Origin of the sequence: Finegoldia sp. BIOML-A4, from assembly GCF_009679635.1 — a bacterium.
Lineage (GTDB): Bacteria > Bacillota > Clostridia > Tissierellales > Peptoniphilaceae > Finegoldia > Finegoldia magna.
Map to the genome: position 1 here is coordinate 12,887 of NZ_WKZC01000013.1, position 18,838 is coordinate 31,724.

General features: G+C 30.8%; 15 protein-coding genes. 14 read left to right on the forward strand and 1 reads right to left on the reverse strand.

Annotation, left to right across the window (positions count from 1 at the left end):
- The 5 genes from GKG01_RS08365 (at position 1) to GKG01_RS09080 (ending at position 6,147) form a co-directional block, all read left to right on the forward strand.
- Positions 1–1,452, forward strand: a complete 1,452-nt coding sequence (locus GKG01_RS08365) for an ABC transporter ATP-binding protein (RefSeq protein WP_154272118.1) — start codon at positions 1–3, stop codon at positions 1,450–1,452.
- An 11-nt stretch (positions 1,453–1,463) separates the two neighbouring features.
- Entirely contained in the window at positions 1,464–3,185 is a 1,722-nt protein-coding gene (locus tag GKG01_RS08370) for an ABC transporter ATP-binding protein (protein ID WP_154272119.1), read from the forward strand.
- Positions 3,178–4,914, forward strand: coding sequence for an ABC transporter ATP-binding protein (locus tag GKG01_RS08375; protein ID WP_154272120.1), 1,737 nt, complete (start codon positions 3,178–3,180; stop codon positions 4,912–4,914). Before GKG01_RS08370 ends, GKG01_RS08375 begins: the two co-directional genes overlap by 8 nt.
- Before the next feature lie 141 nt (positions 4,915–5,055).
- Positions 5,056–5,652, forward strand: a complete 597-nt coding sequence (locus tag GKG01_RS08385; protein WP_241684762.1) for a hypothetical protein — start codon at positions 5,056–5,058, stop codon at positions 5,650–5,652.
- 117 nt (positions 5,653–5,769) lie between these two features.
- Positions 5,770–6,147 carry a hypothetical protein gene (locus GKG01_RS09080; protein WP_154272121.1) on the forward strand — a complete coding sequence of 126 codons (378 nt, stop codon included), beginning with the start codon at positions 5,770–5,772 and terminating at the stop codon, positions 6,145–6,147.
- Between the two features lie 90 nt (positions 6,148–6,237).
- On the opposite strand, the gene GKG01_RS08395 is transcribed toward GKG01_RS09080, so the two are convergent.
- Entirely contained in the window at positions 6,238–7,230 is a 993-nt protein-coding gene (locus GKG01_RS08395) for an AraC family transcriptional regulator (RefSeq protein ID WP_154272122.1), read from the reverse strand.
- 160 nt (positions 7,231–7,390) lie between these two features.
- Between GKG01_RS08395 and GKG01_RS08400 the strand changes: the two genes are divergently transcribed.
- The 9 genes from GKG01_RS08400 to GKG01_RS08440 all read left to right on the forward strand — a co-directional run bounded on the left by GKG01_RS08400 (position 7,391) and on the right by GKG01_RS08440 (position 18,690).
- A complete protein-coding gene (locus tag GKG01_RS08400) occupies positions 7,391–9,145 on the forward strand; it encodes an ABC transporter ATP-binding protein (RefSeq protein ID WP_154272123.1) in 1,755 nt (584 codons plus the stop codon).
- The gene (locus GKG01_RS08405; protein WP_154272124.1) at positions 9,129–10,850 is read left to right on the forward strand and encodes an ABC transporter ATP-binding protein; all 1,722 of its coding nucleotides are present in this window, start codon (positions 9,129–9,131) and stop codon (positions 10,848–10,850) included. The genes GKG01_RS08400 and GKG01_RS08405 overlap by 17 nt, the downstream gene beginning before the upstream one ends.
- Positions 10,851–10,861: 11 nt before the next feature.
- Positions 10,862–12,205, forward strand: coding sequence for an MATE family efflux transporter (locus tag GKG01_RS08410; protein WP_154272125.1), 1,344 nt, complete (start codon positions 10,862–10,864; stop codon positions 12,203–12,205).
- Between the two features lie 59 nt (positions 12,206–12,264).
- The gene (locus tag GKG01_RS08415) at positions 12,265–12,849 is read left to right on the forward strand and encodes an MptD family putative ECF transporter S component (RefSeq protein ID WP_154272126.1); all 585 of its coding nucleotides are present in this window, start codon (positions 12,265–12,267) and stop codon (positions 12,847–12,849) included.
- Entirely contained in the window at positions 12,849–13,544 is a 696-nt protein-coding gene (locus GKG01_RS08420; protein ID WP_154272127.1) for an energy-coupling factor transporter transmembrane component T, read from the forward strand. The genes GKG01_RS08415 and GKG01_RS08420 overlap by 1 nt, the downstream gene beginning before the upstream one ends.
- A complete protein-coding gene (locus GKG01_RS08425) occupies positions 13,532–14,896 on the forward strand; it encodes an ABC transporter ATP-binding protein (RefSeq protein WP_154272128.1) in 1,365 nt (454 codons plus the stop codon). The genes GKG01_RS08420 and GKG01_RS08425 overlap by 13 nt, the downstream gene beginning before the upstream one ends.
- Before the next feature lie 202 nt (positions 14,897–15,098).
- Positions 15,099–15,713 (forward strand): hypothetical protein, encoded by a 615-nt coding sequence (locus GKG01_RS08430; RefSeq protein ID WP_154272129.1) that lies wholly within the window; start codon positions 15,099–15,101, stop codon positions 15,711–15,713.
- Between the two features lie 728 nt (positions 15,714–16,441).
- A complete protein-coding gene (gene abc-f, locus GKG01_RS08435; protein WP_154272130.1) occupies positions 16,442–18,043 on the forward strand; it encodes a ribosomal protection-like ABC-F family protein in 1,602 nt (533 codons plus the stop codon).
- Positions 18,044–18,153: 110 nt separating this feature from the next.
- Positions 18,154–18,690 (forward strand): TIGR00730 family Rossman fold protein, encoded by a 537-nt coding sequence (locus tag GKG01_RS08440; RefSeq protein WP_154272131.1) that lies wholly within the window; start codon positions 18,154–18,156, stop codon positions 18,688–18,690.
- Positions 18,691–18,838: the final 148 nt, after the last annotated feature.

The following is an 18,838-nucleotide window of genomic DNA, read 5'->3' on the forward strand; positions in this document are numbered from 1 at the left end:
ATGATCAAGTTAAAAAATGTAAGATTTGCCTACAGTAAAGATTCAGCAAACATCTTAAAAAATATTAATTTGGAAATTAATGATGGGGAATGTGTTGCCTTTATAGGGGCGAGTGGTTGTGGCAAAACTACCCTTACAAGACTTATAAATGGTCTTGCTTATAAATTTTATGGAGGGAAATTAAAGGGAGAAATTTCCATAGATGGAATAAATCCCCTGGAAAAAGAATTATATGAAATAGGGAGGAAAGTAGGATCTATTTTTCAAAATCCCAAGAGTCAATTTTTTGCAGAAAATGTAGAAGATGAAATTGCCTTCGGGCTTGAAAATTATGGGATAGAAAGAGAAAAAATAGATGAAATAATCAATAATTCCTTAAAATCTATTAATGGAGAAGATTTAAAAGATAAAAACTTATTTCATCTTTCAAGTGGAGAAAGACAAAAAATAGCAATTGCTTCAATAAATGCACTTAATCCACCTATTTATGTTTTTGATGAACCGTCTGCTAACCTAGATATGAAAAGTGTAGAAGCTTTAAGAAAACTTATGCTTTTATTAAAGAAAAATAAAAAGACAATAATCATTTCAGAGCATAGGCTATACTACCTTAGAGGAGTAGTGGATAAATATTATTATCTTGAAAATGGGGAAATTAGAAATGTTTTTACAGAGGAAGAACTATTATCAAAAAGTGAAGATTTTTTCAATAAGTTAGGATTAAGATTCTTTTCTTTAAATAAAATATCTCCTAAAATAAATAAGTTAAAAGAGATAAATTCTATGAACTTAGAAAAAATTTCTTTTTCCTATAATAAGAATGTCCTTATAAAAGATTTGACCTACGAATTTAAAAGTGGAAATATTTATGGAATTATTGGGGATAATGGCATAGGCAAATCTACTCTGTTTAAAATTTTAAGTGGACTTATGAAAAAAGATAGTGGTTTTATATCTATAAATGGAGAAAAATTAAACAAAAGAAATAGGCAAAAAAGAATATACTACCTGTCAAATAATCCTGATAGTAATCTTTTTGAAGTTTCAGCAGAAGACGAGTTAAAACTAAATAATAAAGATGCAGATACAGATAAAATATTAGCTGATTTTAACTTAGAAAATATAAAAGACATCCATCCACAAATCATGTCAGGCGGACAAAAACAAAGATTAACTATCGCTTCAGCAGAACTTTTAGAAAGAGATGTTTATTTATTTGATGAGCCAACAAGTGGTTTAGATGGACATAATATGCAAATTATTTCAGAAAGAATGAAGAAATTACAAGAAAAAGAAAAAATTATACTTATAATTTCCCATGATTATGAATTTTTGTGTAATTCCTGCAATAAAATTCTTTATTTAGACGGATCCTCTTTTGAGGAATTTTCTACAAAAGAGGATAAAGAAAAAATATTAGCTATATTAATGGGAAAAAATTTTAATATTTAGGAGGGGATTTGATGGATCTAATAAAACAATATGTAAAAAAGAGAAAAGGCTCATATTTTATGTCAATCTTATTGGCAATAATTGGAGTAGTGGCTGGGCTTTTTTCTTATATATACATGGCGAAAATTATTGTGAATTTGATTAATGGCATAAGGGATATGAGCTTATATACTCTACTATGCATAAGTATTTTAATAACATTTGTTATTAAAGAAGTGGCAGCAGGAATATCAACAAGTATTTCCCATACCGCAACCTTTAATTCATTAGGAGAAATTAGAAATGATATTTCTAAGAAACTTTTTAAGATGCCACTGGGAGATGTTCTTTCAAGAACATCTGGAGAATTAAAAAATATTATAGTTGAGCAAGTTGATTCTATGGAAACTTCACTTGCCCACTTAGTGCCAGAATTTACTGCAAATTTAGTAGGACCTATTCTATTGTTTATTTACATGTTTACCTTAGATTGGCGATTGACCTTGCTATCACTAATTCCATTTGTGGTAGGAATGGCTACCATGATGTCTGTTATGAATGCTCATTATAAGGAAATGTTTGGAAAGTCAGTTGCCATTGGTCAACATATGAATAATTCCATTGTTGAGTATATAAATGGGATAGAAGTAATAAAGACCTTTAATCAAAGCGAATCATCTTATAAAAAATATTCTGATGCAGTTTATGACAATGCAAGCTTTTATTATAACTGGATGGGTGAATCTATGAATAGGGTTGCCATAGGTAGATTACTTTCTCCTATGGGAATTATTACAATCATACCCTTTGGGATTTTATTTTATATAAATGGAAGTATTGATTTAGGGAATTTAATTACCTTAATCGTCTTATCCTTTGCTACAGTTTCTAGTATTTTAAAAATCATGAACTATATGGATGATATGTCAAGAATATCAACTATAACTTCTGAAATAGGAAAGATTTTAGATTCAAGAGAGTTAGAAAATATTGATAAGGGAGAAAAAATAGAATCCTATAATATAGAACTTCAAAACGTAGACTTTTCTTACGATGGGAAAAATAAGGTTATAGATAATCTTTCTATGGAAATAAAAGAATCTTCTGTTTCAGCCCTCGTTGGTCCTTCTGGCTCAGGCAAGTCCACAATAGCAAAACTCATTGCTGGATTTTGGAATGTAGATAAGGGATCTATTAAAATTGGAGGAGTAGAAACAAAAGATGTGTCTCTCGAAAACTTGTCTTCATTAATTTCTTTCGTATCCCAAGATAATTTTCTTTTTGATATGACTATAAAGGAAAATATTAGGCTTGGAAATAAGAATGCCTCTGACGAAGAAATCATAGAGGTATGTAAAAAATCTGCCTGCCATGATTTTATTATGAATCTATCTAATGGTTATGATACAAGAGTTGGTGAAGGTGGAGGTCATCTATCTGGAGGAGAAAGACAAAGAATATCTATTGCTCGTGCCATGCTAAAAAATGCACCAATCGTAATTTTAGATGAAGCAACTTCTTATATAGATCCTGAAAATGAAGCTCTCATACAAAACGCCTTGGCAAATCTAGTTAAGGGTAAAACTTTAATCATAATCGCTCATAGGTTAAAGACAATTGTTGATGCCGATAGGATATTCGTTATTAAAGATGGTAAATTGAATTCTTATGGTACTCATGAAGAACTATTAAAATCATCAGAACTTTATAAGGAAATGTATGCTGCAAATTTAAGGGGTGATGAAAATGTTTAATGTGTTTAAAAAGATATGGAATTTTTCAAAAGAAGAGCAGGTATATATTAAGAAATCTATTCTCGCTGGATTTTTGCACGCAGTATTTAATGCCCTTGAGTTTGGTGCAATTTACTATATGCTAGTAAATATTTTCTCTAAAACTTTAGACTATAAGGCTATCTTTGTTTGTCTTGGAATATTAGTTATATCCCTCGTTGGAAAGATAATGACACAAAAATCATCACAAATGGCACAAACACACGCTGGATATTTTATGGCAGCTCACAAGAGAATAGAAATAGGAGAAAAAATAAAAAGAGTTCCTATGGGTTTCTTTTCAAGCTTTTCACTAGGAAGATTAACTACTATTGCTACATCTTCACTTTCCCAAGCAGAAATGTGGGTGCCTATGCTTTTGGTTCTTGTACTTGGTGGAGTTTTAAATACTTTAGTCTTTGTCCTTGGAACTTTAATTTTTAACGTAAAGGTAGGACTGGTTGCTGTAGCAGGTGTGGTAGTATTTTTCATCGTTACATCAATGATGGAGAAAAAATCATCAGCTAATGCAGATAAAATGACAGAAACACAAACAAGACTTACAAAAGAAGTATTAGCAACTTTACAAGGAATGCAGGTTATAAAATCCTATAATCTTGGTGGAGAAAATAACAGAGCTTTGAGGAAGTCTATAAAAGATACATCAAATATACTTTTAGATTTAGAAATATCTGTAGCACCATACACAGTTATCCAAAGAATTGTAATGGGAATAACAACAGTATTTATGGTCTATGTATCATTAAAATTAAATTTATCTGGTGAACTTCCGCTTGCTGAAACAATTCTTATGATTATGGCATCTTTTATTATCTTTGAAGGCTTAATAGGGGCAGGATCAAACATGGCAATCCTAAGAGCTTGCGAAAATGCTATAGATTCTGTAGGTTTTATCGACTCTATGCCTGATATGAGAGAAGGAAGTATTACAGAGCCTATAAAAAATCATGATATAGTCTTTAAACATATCAGCTTTTCTTATGATGATAGACCAATTTTAAAAAATGTATCAGCAGAGATAAAAGAAAATACTATGACTGCCATAGTTGGTCCATCTGGATCTGGTAAGACAACATTTTGTAATCTTATTGCAAGATTTTGGGATGTAAATTCTGGCGAAATTTTAATAGGTGGAAAGAATATTAAGGACTATAAGATAGAAAACCTTATGAATTCAATTTCCATGGTATTTCAAGACGTCTATCTCTTTGAAGATACAATTGAAAACAATATAAAATTTGGAAAACAAAATGCAAGCCATGAAGAAGTTGTAGAAGCTGCAAAAAAAGCAAGATGTCATGAATTTATAGAAGCTTTACCAGAAGGATATGACACTATCATCGGAGAAGGCGGAGCAAGTCTATCTGGCGGAGAAAAACAAAGAATCTCCATAGCAAGAGCCATGCTAAAAGATGCGGACATCATAATCTTTGATGAAGCCACAGCAAGTATAGATCCAGAAAATGAAGATAAACTTAAAGAAGCAATAGAATCATTAACAAAAAACAAAACAGTAATTATGATTGCCCACAGACTAAAGACAATTAGAAATGCTGACCAGATTTTAGTCTTAAAAGATGGAGAAATAGTAGAACGTGGAAATCACGAAGAACTGATTAAAAATAATGGACTTTATTCTGATCTTATCAATGCAAAAGCTAAGGCGGAATCATGGAAATTAAATAATTAATATAAAAGAAATATTTAAAGTCTTTGAATAAGAAAATATAGATACTTTGACAATGAATGGAGAATTACTATTAACAATATTAAGTTCAGTAGCTCAACAAGAAGTAGAAAATAACTCAGCCCATGTAAAAAAGGATTGAAAATGAAAATGGAAAAGGGGGAGCTTATTGGTTTTCAAGGTTGCCTTAGTTATGATTATGACCCTACAACAAAAAGTATCTATATAAAAGAAGAAGAAATAAATGATAATACTTTAGTCAAAGATTTGAAAAAGTTAGAAAACCAATTAAATAGAATCATTAGTCAAGAAAGAAAGTTAGTTGATCTTCATTTAGAAGATAATATAGATGAAGAAGTTTATACTAAAAAGTATAAAAAACTTACAAAACAAAAAGAAGAATTACTTGATGAAAAGAAAACACTGGAACTAACAATAAAAGATGAAAGTTTTATTAAAGAAAGACTAAAGCAATTTAAAAAGATCTTAGAGAATAGAGAAATTATAGAGGAATTTAACAGAACAGTATTTGAAAGCATATTTGAAAAAGTTGTGGTAGGCAGAATTGACAAAGAAGGAACAGTCCATCCATATGACTTAACATTCTATTTCAAAACAGGAGTAAAAGATAGTCTAGATTCAAATAATTTCAAAGATAAAAGAAAAAATGCCAAAGACAATGATATTGATAAATTGTGCTCCACAAGAATGACGAGGATAAAAAATTATGTTCCCAAGTAAAAGACAACGCACGTTGAAGCCCTAGCCATACTTGTCAAGAAGCGAAGCTACACTCAAAAGTAAGGCAGGTCTCATGCATAGATTTCCAAAGAGAAACGACTGAATAGGAAGCTTTGATTGGCAGAAATCGACTGCTTAGGCTGTAGCGTTGATACAAAAGATATAAACATAGAAATCCTGCATTTTAAGCAGTTTTACAAGCATTTTGTCTTTGAAAAAGACGAAGAAGGATACGTCAAAAAGACTCAAAAAAATTATGTGGACGTAAGAGTAGTTTTGAGACTAGTATTAGGAAAAGAATTAGCAAGACTAACATCTTATTGTGGAAATAGGTACTATTTTGTAGCAACAAAAACCTGCTTAGTAAGAGCAATTACAAAGGAAAGACTAACCAAAACAGGATTATTCGATCCATACGATTACTATATAAGCAGGTCATGTGTAAATTGTATGCCGAGCGGCATGTACGGTGGTGTGAGAGGGCTATTTATTTAGCCCTACTCGATTTTTTATCAAATTTATATATACCTATACAAATATCTATAAACTCATATAAGATAAAGGTATATAAATATAAAAATAATTTTAATCACAATAATCGCATTTTAAATTGAGATGTTTGCAAGCTAAATTACGAACTTCACTTGGAAGTTTTCCTTTATATCTTTTGTAATAAATAGAAAATTTGCTAGCAGATGAATATCCAACAGATTCTGCTATTTCTTTTATAGGTAGATCGGTATTTAAGAGAAGAGTTTCAGCTACATTCATTCTTTTTCTTTGAGTGTATTCTGTAATGCTTTGACCATATTTTTCTTTGAAAAAATTTTTTAATTTGGTTCCACTCATTTTAGATATTTTTTCAAGAGTTTCTTGATTTACATTCATGGCGAAATGGTCATCTAAGAATCTTGCTACATTTTCAAGTGCTTTATTATCATCAGACTCAATTTTATATTTCTTCCTATTTAAGTATGTGTCAATAACTATACTCACCCATTCATTTGCTTTGGCTTTAAAGAAAAAATCGGCAGCAGGGGCATTCATCTTACAATTCAAGATTTCCATTGCCACTTTTTCTAGGGCCTTTGTAAGTATTATTTGATTTGTTTGAAGCAAAGTGGAATAAAAAGATTCTGTATCTATATTAATAGCTGCTAGATGCTTTTCTAAAAACTCCTTTTTAAAGCCTATGGAAACAGCAAGATAATAGCAGTTCTCATGTAATAAAAATAGGAAATCATCTTTTATATTATCAAAATCAAGAGTGCATAAAGAGTTTGCAGTAAGTGTTTGATAAGGACTAAATTTCTCCCCGTTTGCGCTGACTATGTAGCTTGTGTATATTGAAACATAATCTGCCATGCTATATGTATTATTTTGAACTACTTCTTCACTTATATAAAAGTCATGGACATCGATAATAAATCCATCTCCTTCATAAAACCAATACAGGCCTTCTGCATAAGTTAAGTCTTCTTTATTCCAACAAAAAGTGTGCCCTGCACTTGAATACTTCTTATTATTTTTACATTCATCTACTTTCATATAATCTTTTACAAAATCGTAATATGTCATAATACACCTATCCCTTTTAGACAATATTCCAATTAGCCTTATTAATTTAAAACTATTGTATTAGTAATTATAGCCGATGTATAATAAAAATACAATGATAGGCATTATCAAATAAGTAAATTTATATCTAAAAGGGATATCATAGAAAGGAGAGATGATTATGAAGATTTACAAAAAACTATTTGCTTATGTACAGGATAAAAAATATCTCGGATTTTTAGCTATTGTTTTTTCTGCTATATCTGCTGTACTTACAGTATATGGATATTATTTAATCTACAAATTTCTGGATAAGTTAATCATTAATTCGAATTTATCTGGTGCAGATAGCTTAGCATTAAAATCTGTTATTACACTAACAAGTGGAGCGATATTTTATTGTGTTTCAGGAATGTTTTCACACATCTTGGGATTTAGGCTTGAAACAAATTTAAGGAAAAGGGGGATTGATGGCTTAGAGAAAGCAAGTTTTAGGTTCTTTGACTTGAATCCATCTGGTCAAATTAGAAAAATCATAGATGACAATGCCGCACAAACTCATCAGGTAGTAGCGCACATGATTCCCGATAGCTCGCAAGCAATAATTACACCCATACTTGTACTTGGTCTTGGCTTTATAGTAAGCATAAGAGTTGGAATAACTTTGCTTGCTCTTACAATAATTGGAGTCTTTATTTTAGGGGCAATGATGGGCGAGGGAAAATTTATGAAGATATACCAAGAAGCCCTATCTAAACTAAGTGCTGAAACTGTTGAATATGTTAGAGGAATGCAAGTTGTAAAAATATTTAGAGCAAATGTCGAGTCTTTTAAAAGCTTTTATAAGGCGATAAAAGATTACTCAAAGTATGCTTATGATTATTCATTATCTTGTAAAAAACCTTATGTTTTGTATCAATGGCTATTTTTTGGACTGATTGCAATTTTGATTATTCCTATAGTTTATTTTATGACTAGCTTAGGCAGCACCAAGCTGATTTTACTTGAGCTTATCATGATTTTATTTTTATCAGGAGTTCTTTTTGTTTCATTTATGAGAATGATGTGGTACTCCATGTACATTTCTCAAGGCAATTATGCAGTAGATACTTTAGAAGCGCTTTACAAAGATATGCAAAAAGACAAATTGGACCATGGTAATGTTAATAATTTTAAAAACTATAATATAGAATTTGAAAATGTAAGTTTTGCTTATAATGACAAAGCTGTTATTGAAAATTTATCTTTTAAATTAGAAGAAGGAAAGTCATATGCACTAGTCGGTTCATCGGGATCAGGCAAATCGACTGTAGCAAAACTTATATCGGGTTTTTACAATGTTAACGAAGGAAGCATAAAGATAGGCGGGATTCCAATAAGCAAATATTCTGACGAAGCCTTAATTAAAGCTATTTCCTTTGTTTTTCAAGATTCAAAATTATTCAAGAAGAGTATTTATGACAATGTTGCTCTATCTAATAAAGATGCGACAAAAGATGACGTTATGAGAGCCTTAAAATTAGCGGGATGCGATTTGATACTAGACAAATTCCCAGAAAGAGAAAATACAGTCATAGGCTCAAAAGGAGTTTATTTATCTGGTGGAGAAAAACAAAGAATTGCAATTGCTAGAGCAATTTTAAAGGATTCCAAAATTATTATTATGGATGAAGCATCAGCATCTATTGACCCAGATAACGAGTTTGAATTACAAAAAGCTTTCAAAAACCTTATGAAGGATAAAACGGTTATTATGATTGCACACAGGCTATCTACAATTAAAGATCTTGATGAAATACTTGTTATGGATAGTGGGAAAATTATAGAAAGAGGTTCTGAAAAAGAATTAATGTCACAAGATACAAGGTATAAGAGACTGCAAGAGATGTTTAACAGTACGAATGAATGGAGGGTTTCAAATGAAAGAGTTTTATAAAAAAAGATTTGCTCTTACAGATAAGGGAGCAAGAAATTTAAGCAAAGCAACTCTGGCTTCATTTTTCGTTTATTGTACAAACATGCTTCCTGCCATGTTACTAATGATTTTTGCTCAAGAAGTTTTGGAAAACATGGGTAAAAGCAAGGGATTTTATATAGCATTCTCAGTTTTGACTTTGATAGCAATGTATATTTTACTTTCTATCGAATACGATAAATTGTATAGAACAACATATCAAGAAAGTGCCGATTTAAGAATAAGGACAGCGGAGTATTTATCAAAACTACCTCTATCATACTTTTCTAAACATGACATTTCAGACCTATCGCAAACAATCATGTCTGATATTGAAGGCATAGAACATGCAATGAGCCATTCAATACCAAAAGTGGGAGGTATGGTATTATTCTTCCCATTAATATCCATCATGATGCTAGTTAGCAATGTGAAGATGGGCTTAGCTGTAATTATTCCATCACTTCTAAGCTTTATATTTATACCTTTATCTAAAAAATATCAGGTTAAGGGACATAAAAGATATTATGATATTCTAAGAAAAAACTCAGAAAGTTTTCAGGAAAATATAGAAATGCAAATGGAGATTAAGGCATACGGCTTATCAGAGGAAATGAAAGAAAAGCTATATAAGAAAATGGATAAAAGTGAAAAAGTGCACTTAAAAGCGGAAATAACTACAATTTTAACTATGTCTATATCTTCAATATTTAGTTTTATTTCCCTTGCTGTCGTAATACTTTTTGGCGTAAATCTAATTATTAATAAAGAGATAAGTGTCCTCTACCTTGTAGGATATTTACTAGCCGCTATAAAGCTAAAAGACTCTTTAGATGCATCTAAAGAGGGCATGATGGAGATATTTTATTTATCGCCAAAAATTGAAAGGCTAAAAGAAATTCAAAATCAAAATTTACAAGAAGGCGAAGACTATAATCTACAAAAATTTGATATTGATCTAAAAGATGTTGAATTTGCTTACAAGAAAGACGTAAAAGTTTTAAATGGTGTAAGCTTTAAAGCTAAACAGGGAGAGGTTACTGCTTTGGTAGGAGCAAGTGGCTGTGGCAAAACAACTATCTTGAAACTTATATCAAGACTTTATGATTATGACGAGGGACAAATCCTAATCGATGGCAAAGATATAAAAGAAATATCAACAGAATCTCTATTTGACAAGGTATCAATAGTTTTCCAAGATGTCGTTCTATTTAATCAAAGCGTTATGGAAAATATTAGACTCGGTAAGCAAGATGCAAGTGATGAAGAAGTTAAAAGAGCAGCAAAACTTGCAAATTGCACAGATTTTATAGAAAAAATGGATAAGGGTTTCGATACAGTTATCGGTGAGAACGGTGCTGAGCTATCAGGAGGAGAAAGACAAAGGTTATCAATAGCCAGAGCCTTCTTAAAAGATGCACCGATATTGATTTTAGATGAGATAGCAGCAAGCCTTGATGTTGACAACGAGAAAAAAATTCAAGAGTCATTAAATAACTTAGTTAAAGATAAAACTGTCGTCATCATTTCACACAGAATGAAATCCATAGAAAATGCAGACAAGATAGTAGTTCTTGAAAACGGAAAAGTAGAAAGCGAAGGCAAACATGAAGAGCTTTTACAAAAATCAAAAGTTTATAAAAATTTAATAGAAAAAACAAAAATGGCAGAAGAATTTATATATTGAAAGAACTAAAAATGAAACAAAACATGAAAGAACAGTTGTTGACCAAGAAGCCATTGTCTTTAATGTTTCAATTATCTATACCAGCAGTAATTGGCATGGTGGTTATAGGTCTATATCCACTTATGGATGGAATATTTGCTGGACAAATAATTGGTGAGAATGCTATGGCGGCTTGCTCAATAGCTATGCCACTTACATTTTTTAATAATGGGATTGCAACGCTTATAGGGATAGGTTCGGCATCAATTTTATCAAGAGCCATGGGAAAGAGTGATAAAGATACTATAGACAAGCTTATGGGAAATCTTATCTATTGGATTATATTTTTTTCAACGATCATAACAATAGGAGGAATACTTCTAGGACCATATTTTTTAGATTTAATTGGAGCAACAGGAGAAATAAAGGCATTAGGCATAAGGTATTTAAGAATAATATTTCTAGGCTCAAATTTTGTAAACTTTACCCAGTCAGCCAATATGGTTATGCGTGGTGAAGGACTTATGAAAAGAGCAATGAGTATCATGGGACTTGGTGCCTTTATCAATATAGCTCTTGATCCAATACTAATGAAATTAATGGGTGATTATGCCATTGAGGGAGCAGCTATAGCAACTGTAACAGCACAAATAATTCAAGCGGTTATTACTCTTTATTATTTTAAGAGTAAAAGTGAAAATGTAAAAATAAAGAAAATAAAAAAAGAAAAAGATATATCAAAGGAAATATTTGGAGTAGGAGTATCAGCTATGATCATGCAAGTATTTTTCATGGTTCAACAAACATTGCTTTATAGACAAGCTTTTAGATATGGAGGAGATCCAAATGCAATATTAATGTCGGCAACTTTGAGATTTTATGGATTTTCATTTATACCAATTTGGGGAATGAGTCAGGCATTACAGCCGATTATTGGTACAAACTTTGGAGCAAAACAATACGATAGAGTAAAGGAAACTGTGAAGATATTTTCTATAGGAGGAACAGTACTTGCAGCAATTTTTTGGTTACCAGCACAAGTATTTTCAAAACAGTTACTTGGTTTATTTAAAGTAAGTCAGGATATAATTTCAAGTGGAGTTAATAATTTCAGAATGTTCTATTCAGTATTTATTCTTTATGGAATTATGATTATGACAATAACTTTTTTCCAAGCGATAGGGGATGGAAAAAAAGCTGGAATGATTGTAATGTTAAGACAGCTAATACTACTTGTTCCAGCCTTACTTATATTACCAAGAGTATTTGGAGCAGGGGCTGTTTGGTGGACAGAACCAGTTGTAGATTTTGCTATGATAATGGTAGGTTTAGCAATGCAAGCAAAGGCTCTTTCAAATATGAATGTAAATGATTAAAAATAAAATAAAAAGAAAAATAAAAATGACAGAAGAATTTATTTATTAGGAGGTTTAAATTGGATAATAAAAAATTAAAAGTCAAAGATTTAGTAAGTATCGGTGTTTTTGCCGTAATTTATTTCGTCTTGATGTTTGGTGTTGGCATGATGGGCATGATCCCAATATTGTTTTTAGTTTACCCAACAGTTTTAGCCATAGTTGCAGGAACTGTAGTTATGTTATTTATGACAAAGGTTCAAAAACCATGGGCATTATTTATATTCGGTATGATATCACCACTTGTTATGTTTGCATGTGGTCATACCTACGTCCTTGTAGTTTTATCGCTTATAGTAATGATAATAGCAGAATTAATTAGAAAGATTGGTAATTATAATTCCTTTAAATACAATATGCTTTCTTATGCAATCTTCAGCACATGGATATGTAGCTCTTTAATGCAAATGCTTTTAGCAAAAGAAAAATATTTGGAAATGTCTATTGAAATGATGGGAAAAGATTATGTTGATGCAATGGAAAAACTAATAACATATCCTCACATGGCCTTAGTAGCCTTAGGTGCTTTTCTAGGAGGAATAATTGGAGCATATATAGGCAAGGCTCTATTGAAAAAACACTTTGAAAAAGCAGGCATTGTATAATGCCTACCTTTTCTTCAAATGCTCCCTTTAATCCCAATCCAATAAGTAAGATATTAGTAGTATTTCTTACAGGATTAACTATTGCGCATAGCATAAACATCCGTTTTGAACTAGCGATTGTTTGTCTTATTGGTATTTTGTTTTATTTGAATGGGTACAAAAAAACACTTTTTAAATGGATAATTTTATGTATAGCATTATATTCTTTACCTAATATTATGATTCTATCTACACTAAACCAGATACTCAAGATGTTTTTAAGTATACCTATTGTGATTAGAATGTTTTTATTGCCATTTATGGCAGCAAACTTCATGATAAAGACCTCTGATGTAGGTGCAATAATTTCATCAATGGATAAGCTTAAAATTCCAAAAAATCTTTCCATACCTATTGCGGTTATGTTTAGGTTCTTCCCATCTTTTAAAGAGGAGAAGAAAAACATCAAAATGGCTATGAGAGTAAGGGGGATAAATTTTAAAAATCCAATCAAATATCTTGAATACGTTTCAGTGCCACTACTTATTATATCTTCAAACATTGCAGATGACATTGCAAAAGCGGCAGAAACAAAGGCAATAGAAAATCCAATCGCCAAGACTAGATATATCAGTGTAAAGATACAGCTAATTGATTTTGTTTATGTTTTCGCAGTTGCTGGACTTATTGTGGGAGGCTTAATATGGTTGAAATAAAAAATTTAAGTCTTGATTATGGCGAAGTGCATATATTGGATGACATATCACTATCAATATCCGAGGGAGAGTGTGTGCTATTTACAGGAAAAAGCGGAAGCGGTAAGTCATCTTTAATAAATTCAATCAATGGATTAGCTGTAAGGTATGATAACGCAAAGACAAAGGGCGAAATAATTATTGATGGTAAAAATATAAAAGAGTTGGAGCTTTATCAAATCTCAATGCTTGTCTCAACTGTGTTTCAAAATCCTAAGACATATTTCTTTAACATTAATACTACATTAGAGCTGCTATTTTATTTGGAAAACATAGGGCTTACAAGAGAAGAGATGGACAAGCGTTTGAATGAGATGCTTGAAATATTTCCGATAAAAAATCTTTTGAATAGAAATATATTTAATTTATCAGGTGGAGAAAAACAAATTCTTTGCATTGCAGCTTCTTATATAGCAGGCACAAAGATTATTGTATTGGATGAGCCTTCATCGAATTTGGATATAAAAAGCATAAGTGTTTTGGCACAAATGCTTAAAATACTAAAAGAAAAAGGCATAAGCATAATTGTTGCAGAGCATAGAATTTATTATCTGATGGACATAGTTGATCGTGTATTTTTGATAGATAAAGGCAAACTTAAAAAAACTTATACTAGAAGTGAATTTTTAAAGCTAGACAAAAATGATTTGAACGCTTTAAGCTTAAGAGATAAAGAATTAAGCAAATTAGAAGTTCCTTATTTAAAAGGAGAGGGAGAGTATCAGATAAAAGATCTTAACTACAAATTTACTGATGATGAGTGTTTAAGTGTAAAAGAGATCTCATTTAAGCTTGGGAAAATTTATGGCATAATAGGATCAAATGGACGTGGGAAGTCAACGCTTTTGAGATGCTTAATAGGTCTTGAGAAAAAATCAAAAGAAGAAATTTATTTTAAAGGAAAGAAACTATCTAAAAAAGAAAGACTCAAAAACTCTTCACTTGTTATGCAAGACGTAAATCATCAATTATTTACAGATGAAGTATCCAAAGAGCTTAGCCTAGGTGTAAAGAATTTTGATGAAGAAAAGGCGAAAATCATTTTAAAAGATTTAGGCCTGGACGAATTTATTGAAAGGCATCCGATGAGTTTATCAGGAGGACAAAAGCAAAGACTTGCAATAGCGTCAGTTATGTGCAAGGACTCTACTTTTATTTACTATGATGAGCCAACTAGCGGCATGGATTATGCTAATATGATAAAAATATCTGAACTGATTAAAAAATATAGAAATAAAAATAAAATAATTTTTATTGTTTCCCATGATATAGAATTTTTAAATGAAGTGGCAGATGAGATTTTTGAATTGTAAAATAGAGCATGAGAGCAATCTATAGAACTGGATGGTGGTTTGAAAACATTGACAAATCAAGGTAATTACTATATTATATAGGCAACAGTACCCGACAGCCTCTTAAAGCGGTGTAAGTCGGGTCTTTTGATTATAATGGGCAATAGTTTGAAGAAATCGCCATTTATACAAAACTTCAAAGAAAACTATTCAAGGAGAATAAATGAGAATAGATAGAATCAATACATATGATGACAATCGCTTCAGTCAAGAAGCACTATATCAGCACGGTTGCTACATTGTAGATAGCGATGTGCCTGTAGAAATTAAAATCATATCACAGACCGAGGCAATTATAAAAGGAGAAGAAGCTTATTTTGACGAGGTCATTGAAGAGTTTCGATTTAATGCAGGGCACATCACAAATTTTTATGATGAAAGTGGTAAGCTTATTAAGAAATTCAAAGACGTGGAGGTCTTTAAGCTTGATCTAGATAAAATCCAGCCAATACAGTTCTTTATAGATAGTGATAAATTAGAGGCAGTTAAGAGCTTTGTCAATAGAGAAGAAGACGTGATTATCCCAGTTACAATATGCGAAGACACATACGCGTCCCTAGATGGACACACACGCCTCTACATTGCATATATCCTTGGATTCAAGTACGTATACGCCTATCTTAGTGAAACCTTCTGTGGTTTTGACTATTTCTTTGATGACGCAAGAAAAAGAAATATATATTCAGCAAAAGACTTGACCTTGCTTACACATGATGACTATACAGTTAAATGGGATAAGTTTTGCGATGAGTATTATATGAGTAGAGAGTGTGAATAGACGGGTGTATTGTTCGGATAAAATAGTAAATAATATTAAGATAAATTAGTAAAATTCTGAACTGACCCAAAAAGTTGGATCTAAAACCAACTTAGAGAGGTCAGTTTTTTCATGAGAAAATATAGTACAGAATTTAAGATGAAAATAGTTCAATAATACTTAAATAAAAAAGGAAGATATAAATATTTAACCGATAAATATTGACTCAATGATTATTCAATAGTCAGAAGGTGAGTTACTTTATTTAAATTACAAAGACATGAAGGGTTAAAAGGTTTTAGAAAAAATAATAGTTACTCTTTCGAATTTAAGCAAAATATAGTAAAGTTATATTTAACAGGATAAATGTACTATCAAGCACATACTAATCAATTTAAAATCAACAAACCATCTCCAATTTTTAGAGGGTAACTGATTTTATAAATCAAAGAGTATGTTCTTGAAAAACATGGACTAAAGGTTTCAAATCTTTATATAAACAAAATACACAGAAAACACAAAGGCAGATAAAGAAAAATCTACAGAAAAGATAGGTGGAGTTATTTCTATGGTGAGCAATAAGGTGTGAAATGTACAAGTCAATCGGTTTAAGATGATAGAGGGTTTATTGTTTTTTATGGGTATAAATTATTAAATAGTAGTAGGAGGTACAGACAAATGAACAATATATATAGTCTTATAAATAACTAAGAGAGGAAAAATCCTCTCAAAAAAACATAGGAGGATTTATGATATATATACAAAACTTAATAAAAACTTTACCAGATAAAAAACTATTTGAAATTGATAGTTTATCAATAAATGAAAATGATAAGATAGCCTTAATAGGTGAAAATGGAACGGGTAAAACTACTCTTTTAAGAATAATATTAGGACTTGATAACGACTATACTGGTCAAGTAAGGGTGGATAGAGATTTAGGATATTTATTAAATTATGATATTCAAGCTAAGAATTTTTCCGATGAAATCTATTCCAAATCTCAGTTAAAGATTGATGACGATTATAGTCCGGGTGAGGAACAAAGATTAAAACTAACAGATATTTTATCAGATAGTTTTAAGTTTATTTTAATAGATGAGCCTACATCTCATTTAGATTTAAAGCAAAAGGAAGAACTTATAGAAAAGCTTAATTCAAGAAAAACAGGATACCTTATAATTTCGCATGATCGTGATTTCATAAATAGAACTTGTAAAAAGATTCTAGAATTAAAGAACGGAAAATTTGAAGAATATAATGGGGACTACAATTTCTATCTTGAAGAAAGAGAAAAAAGACAAAAGTTTCAAGATAAAGAGTATTCGAATTTTATAAAAGAAAAAAGACGACTAGAAAATCTAGCCATAAATATAAAGGAACAATCATCAAAAGTAAGAACCACGCCTAAAAGGATGGGAAATTCAGAAGCAAGACTCCATAAGATGGGTGGTCAAGGAAACAAGAAAAAATTAGACAAACAAGTAAAAGCTGTAGAATCAAGGATAAATCAACTTGAAACGAAAGAAAAACCTAAAGAAGAAAAAGAGGTACAACTATCCATTCCAGATAATAAACGAATTCATTCTAAAATTTTGATAAGAGCGGAAAATCTAAATAAAAAATTTGAAAATAAGACATTATTTGAAAAATCCAACTTTCAAGTTAACAACAATTCTAAAATAGCCCTCATCGGAGAAAATGGAAGTGGGAAAACTACTCTTTTGAAGATGATTCTTAATAAAGAAAATATATGGGTACATCCAAATCTTAGGATAGGTTATTTTAGTCAAATGAGTGATATTCTAGAAGAAAATTCCAGCATCTTAAAAAATGTATCAAATACATCTATTTATGATGAAACAATGACGAGAATTGTTCTTGCAAGACTAGGATTTAAGACGGACGATGTATACAAGATTATAAATGTATTGAGCGATGGAGAAAAAGCTAAGGTAAAATTGGCTAAAATTTTAACATCTGATTTTAATTATCTTATATTTGATGAACCGACAAACTTTTTGGATATAAGAGCAATAGAAAGTTTAGAAAATCTACTGAAATCTTATGATAGACCATTTATTTTTGTAAGTCATGATGAGGAGTTTATAAATAAAATAGCCGATACACTTATGATTATAGAAGATAAAAGAATCAAAAATTTTAAAGGTAATTTATCACAATACAAAAATAGAAATAAGAAGACAACAATTAACAAGGATAGAGATATTTTATTACTTGATTTTAGAATATCCTCTATAAGTTCTAGACTAGCAATGGAGATACCCAAAGAGGAAAGAGAAAAACTAGAAGAAGAGTATAATAATCTTATTGAAGAAAAAAATAAATAAATTTTAGCATCTTTTATCAATAGGACAATTAATTTGTTTTGGTTGTGTATGCAGTGATATATAAACTAGTATAGATTAGATAAATAGAATTTTGAAGGAGAAAATTTTTAATGAATATCACAGTTTATCTTGGGGCAAACGAAGGAAATGACCCTTGTTTACGAAAAGCAGTTGAACAATTGGGTGCATGGATTGGAAACAGTGGAAATGTACTAGTCTATGGAGGCTCCAAATCTGGTCTGATGGGTGCGATTGCTGACAGTGTTTTGAAGGCTGGTGGTGAAGTTATAGGTGTAGAGACGAAATTTTTTGTCGAAAACGAATTTCAACATGACGGATTAACTAAGTTAATCGTGACCGAGGATATGACAGAACGCAAAAACAAAATGATTGAGCTGGGTGAGGCCTTTATTGCTTTTCCAGGTGGTACGGGAACATTAGAAGAAATCTCAGAAGTAATGTCGAAAGTGTCATTGAAACAGATGAATTCACCTTGCATTATTTACAACCTGAACGGTTACTACAATGATTTGAAAGCATTTCTGAATCATATGATTGAAAAAGGACTTTCTTCCAACAAGAGACAAGAGGGAATTTATTTTGCTGAAAATCTCAACGATATAAAACAAATCTTGAAATTAGTGTAAATCTCGTCAATAGAATTATAAAATCTGAATTTGGAGGAAATAATATGATAATAGATAGTTTTGATAATGAAACAGAGCCACTTATCAGTCTAAAAGACTTTTATGGAGAAAAGAAAAATATTGCAGAAAAATGTTTGATAATATATTC

Bases quoted from the DNA above. Each gene is read 5' to 3' on its own strand.
- GKG01_RS08365 (WP_154272118.1), top strand. From the start codon at position 1: ATGATCAAGTTAAAAAATGTAAGATTTGCCTACAGTAAAGATTCAGCA.
- GKG01_RS08370 (WP_154272119.1), top strand. From the start codon at position 1,464: ATGGATCTAATAAAACAATATGTAAAAAAGAGAAAAGGCTCATATTTT.
- GKG01_RS08375 (WP_154272120.1), top strand. From the start codon at position 3,178: ATGTTTAATGTGTTTAAAAAGATATGGAATTTTTCAAAAGAAGAGCAG.
- GKG01_RS08385 (WP_241684762.1), top strand. From the start codon at position 5,056: ATGAAAATGGAAAAGGGGGAGCTTATTGGTTTTCAAGGTTGCCTTAGT.
- GKG01_RS08395 (WP_154272122.1), bottom strand. From the start codon at position 7,230: ATGACATATTACGATTTTGTAAAAGATTATATGAAAGTAGATGAATGT.
- GKG01_RS08400 (WP_154272123.1), top strand. From the start codon at position 7,391: ATGAAGATTTACAAAAAACTATTTGCTTATGTACAGGATAAAAAATAT.
- GKG01_RS08405 (WP_154272124.1), top strand. From the start codon at position 9,129: ATGAAAGAGTTTTATAAAAAAAGATTTGCTCTTACAGATAAGGGAGCA.
- GKG01_RS08410 (WP_154272125.1), top strand. From the start codon at position 10,862: ATGAAACAAAACATGAAAGAACAGTTGTTGACCAAGAAGCCATTGTCT.
- GKG01_RS08420 (WP_154272127.1), top strand. From the start codon at position 12,849: ATGCCTACCTTTTCTTCAAATGCTCCCTTTAATCCCAATCCAATAAGT.
- GKG01_RS08425 (WP_154272128.1), top strand. From the start codon at position 13,532: ATGGTTGAAATAAAAAATTTAAGTCTTGATTATGGCGAAGTGCATATA.
- GKG01_RS08430 (WP_154272129.1), top strand. From the start codon at position 15,099: ATGAGAATAGATAGAATCAATACATATGATGACAATCGCTTCAGTCAA.
- abc-f (WP_154272130.1), top strand. From the start codon at position 16,442: ATGATATATATACAAAACTTAATAAAAACTTTACCAGATAAAAAACTA.
- GKG01_RS08440 (WP_154272131.1), top strand. From the start codon at position 18,154: ATGAATATCACAGTTTATCTTGGGGCAAACGAAGGAAATGACCCTTGT.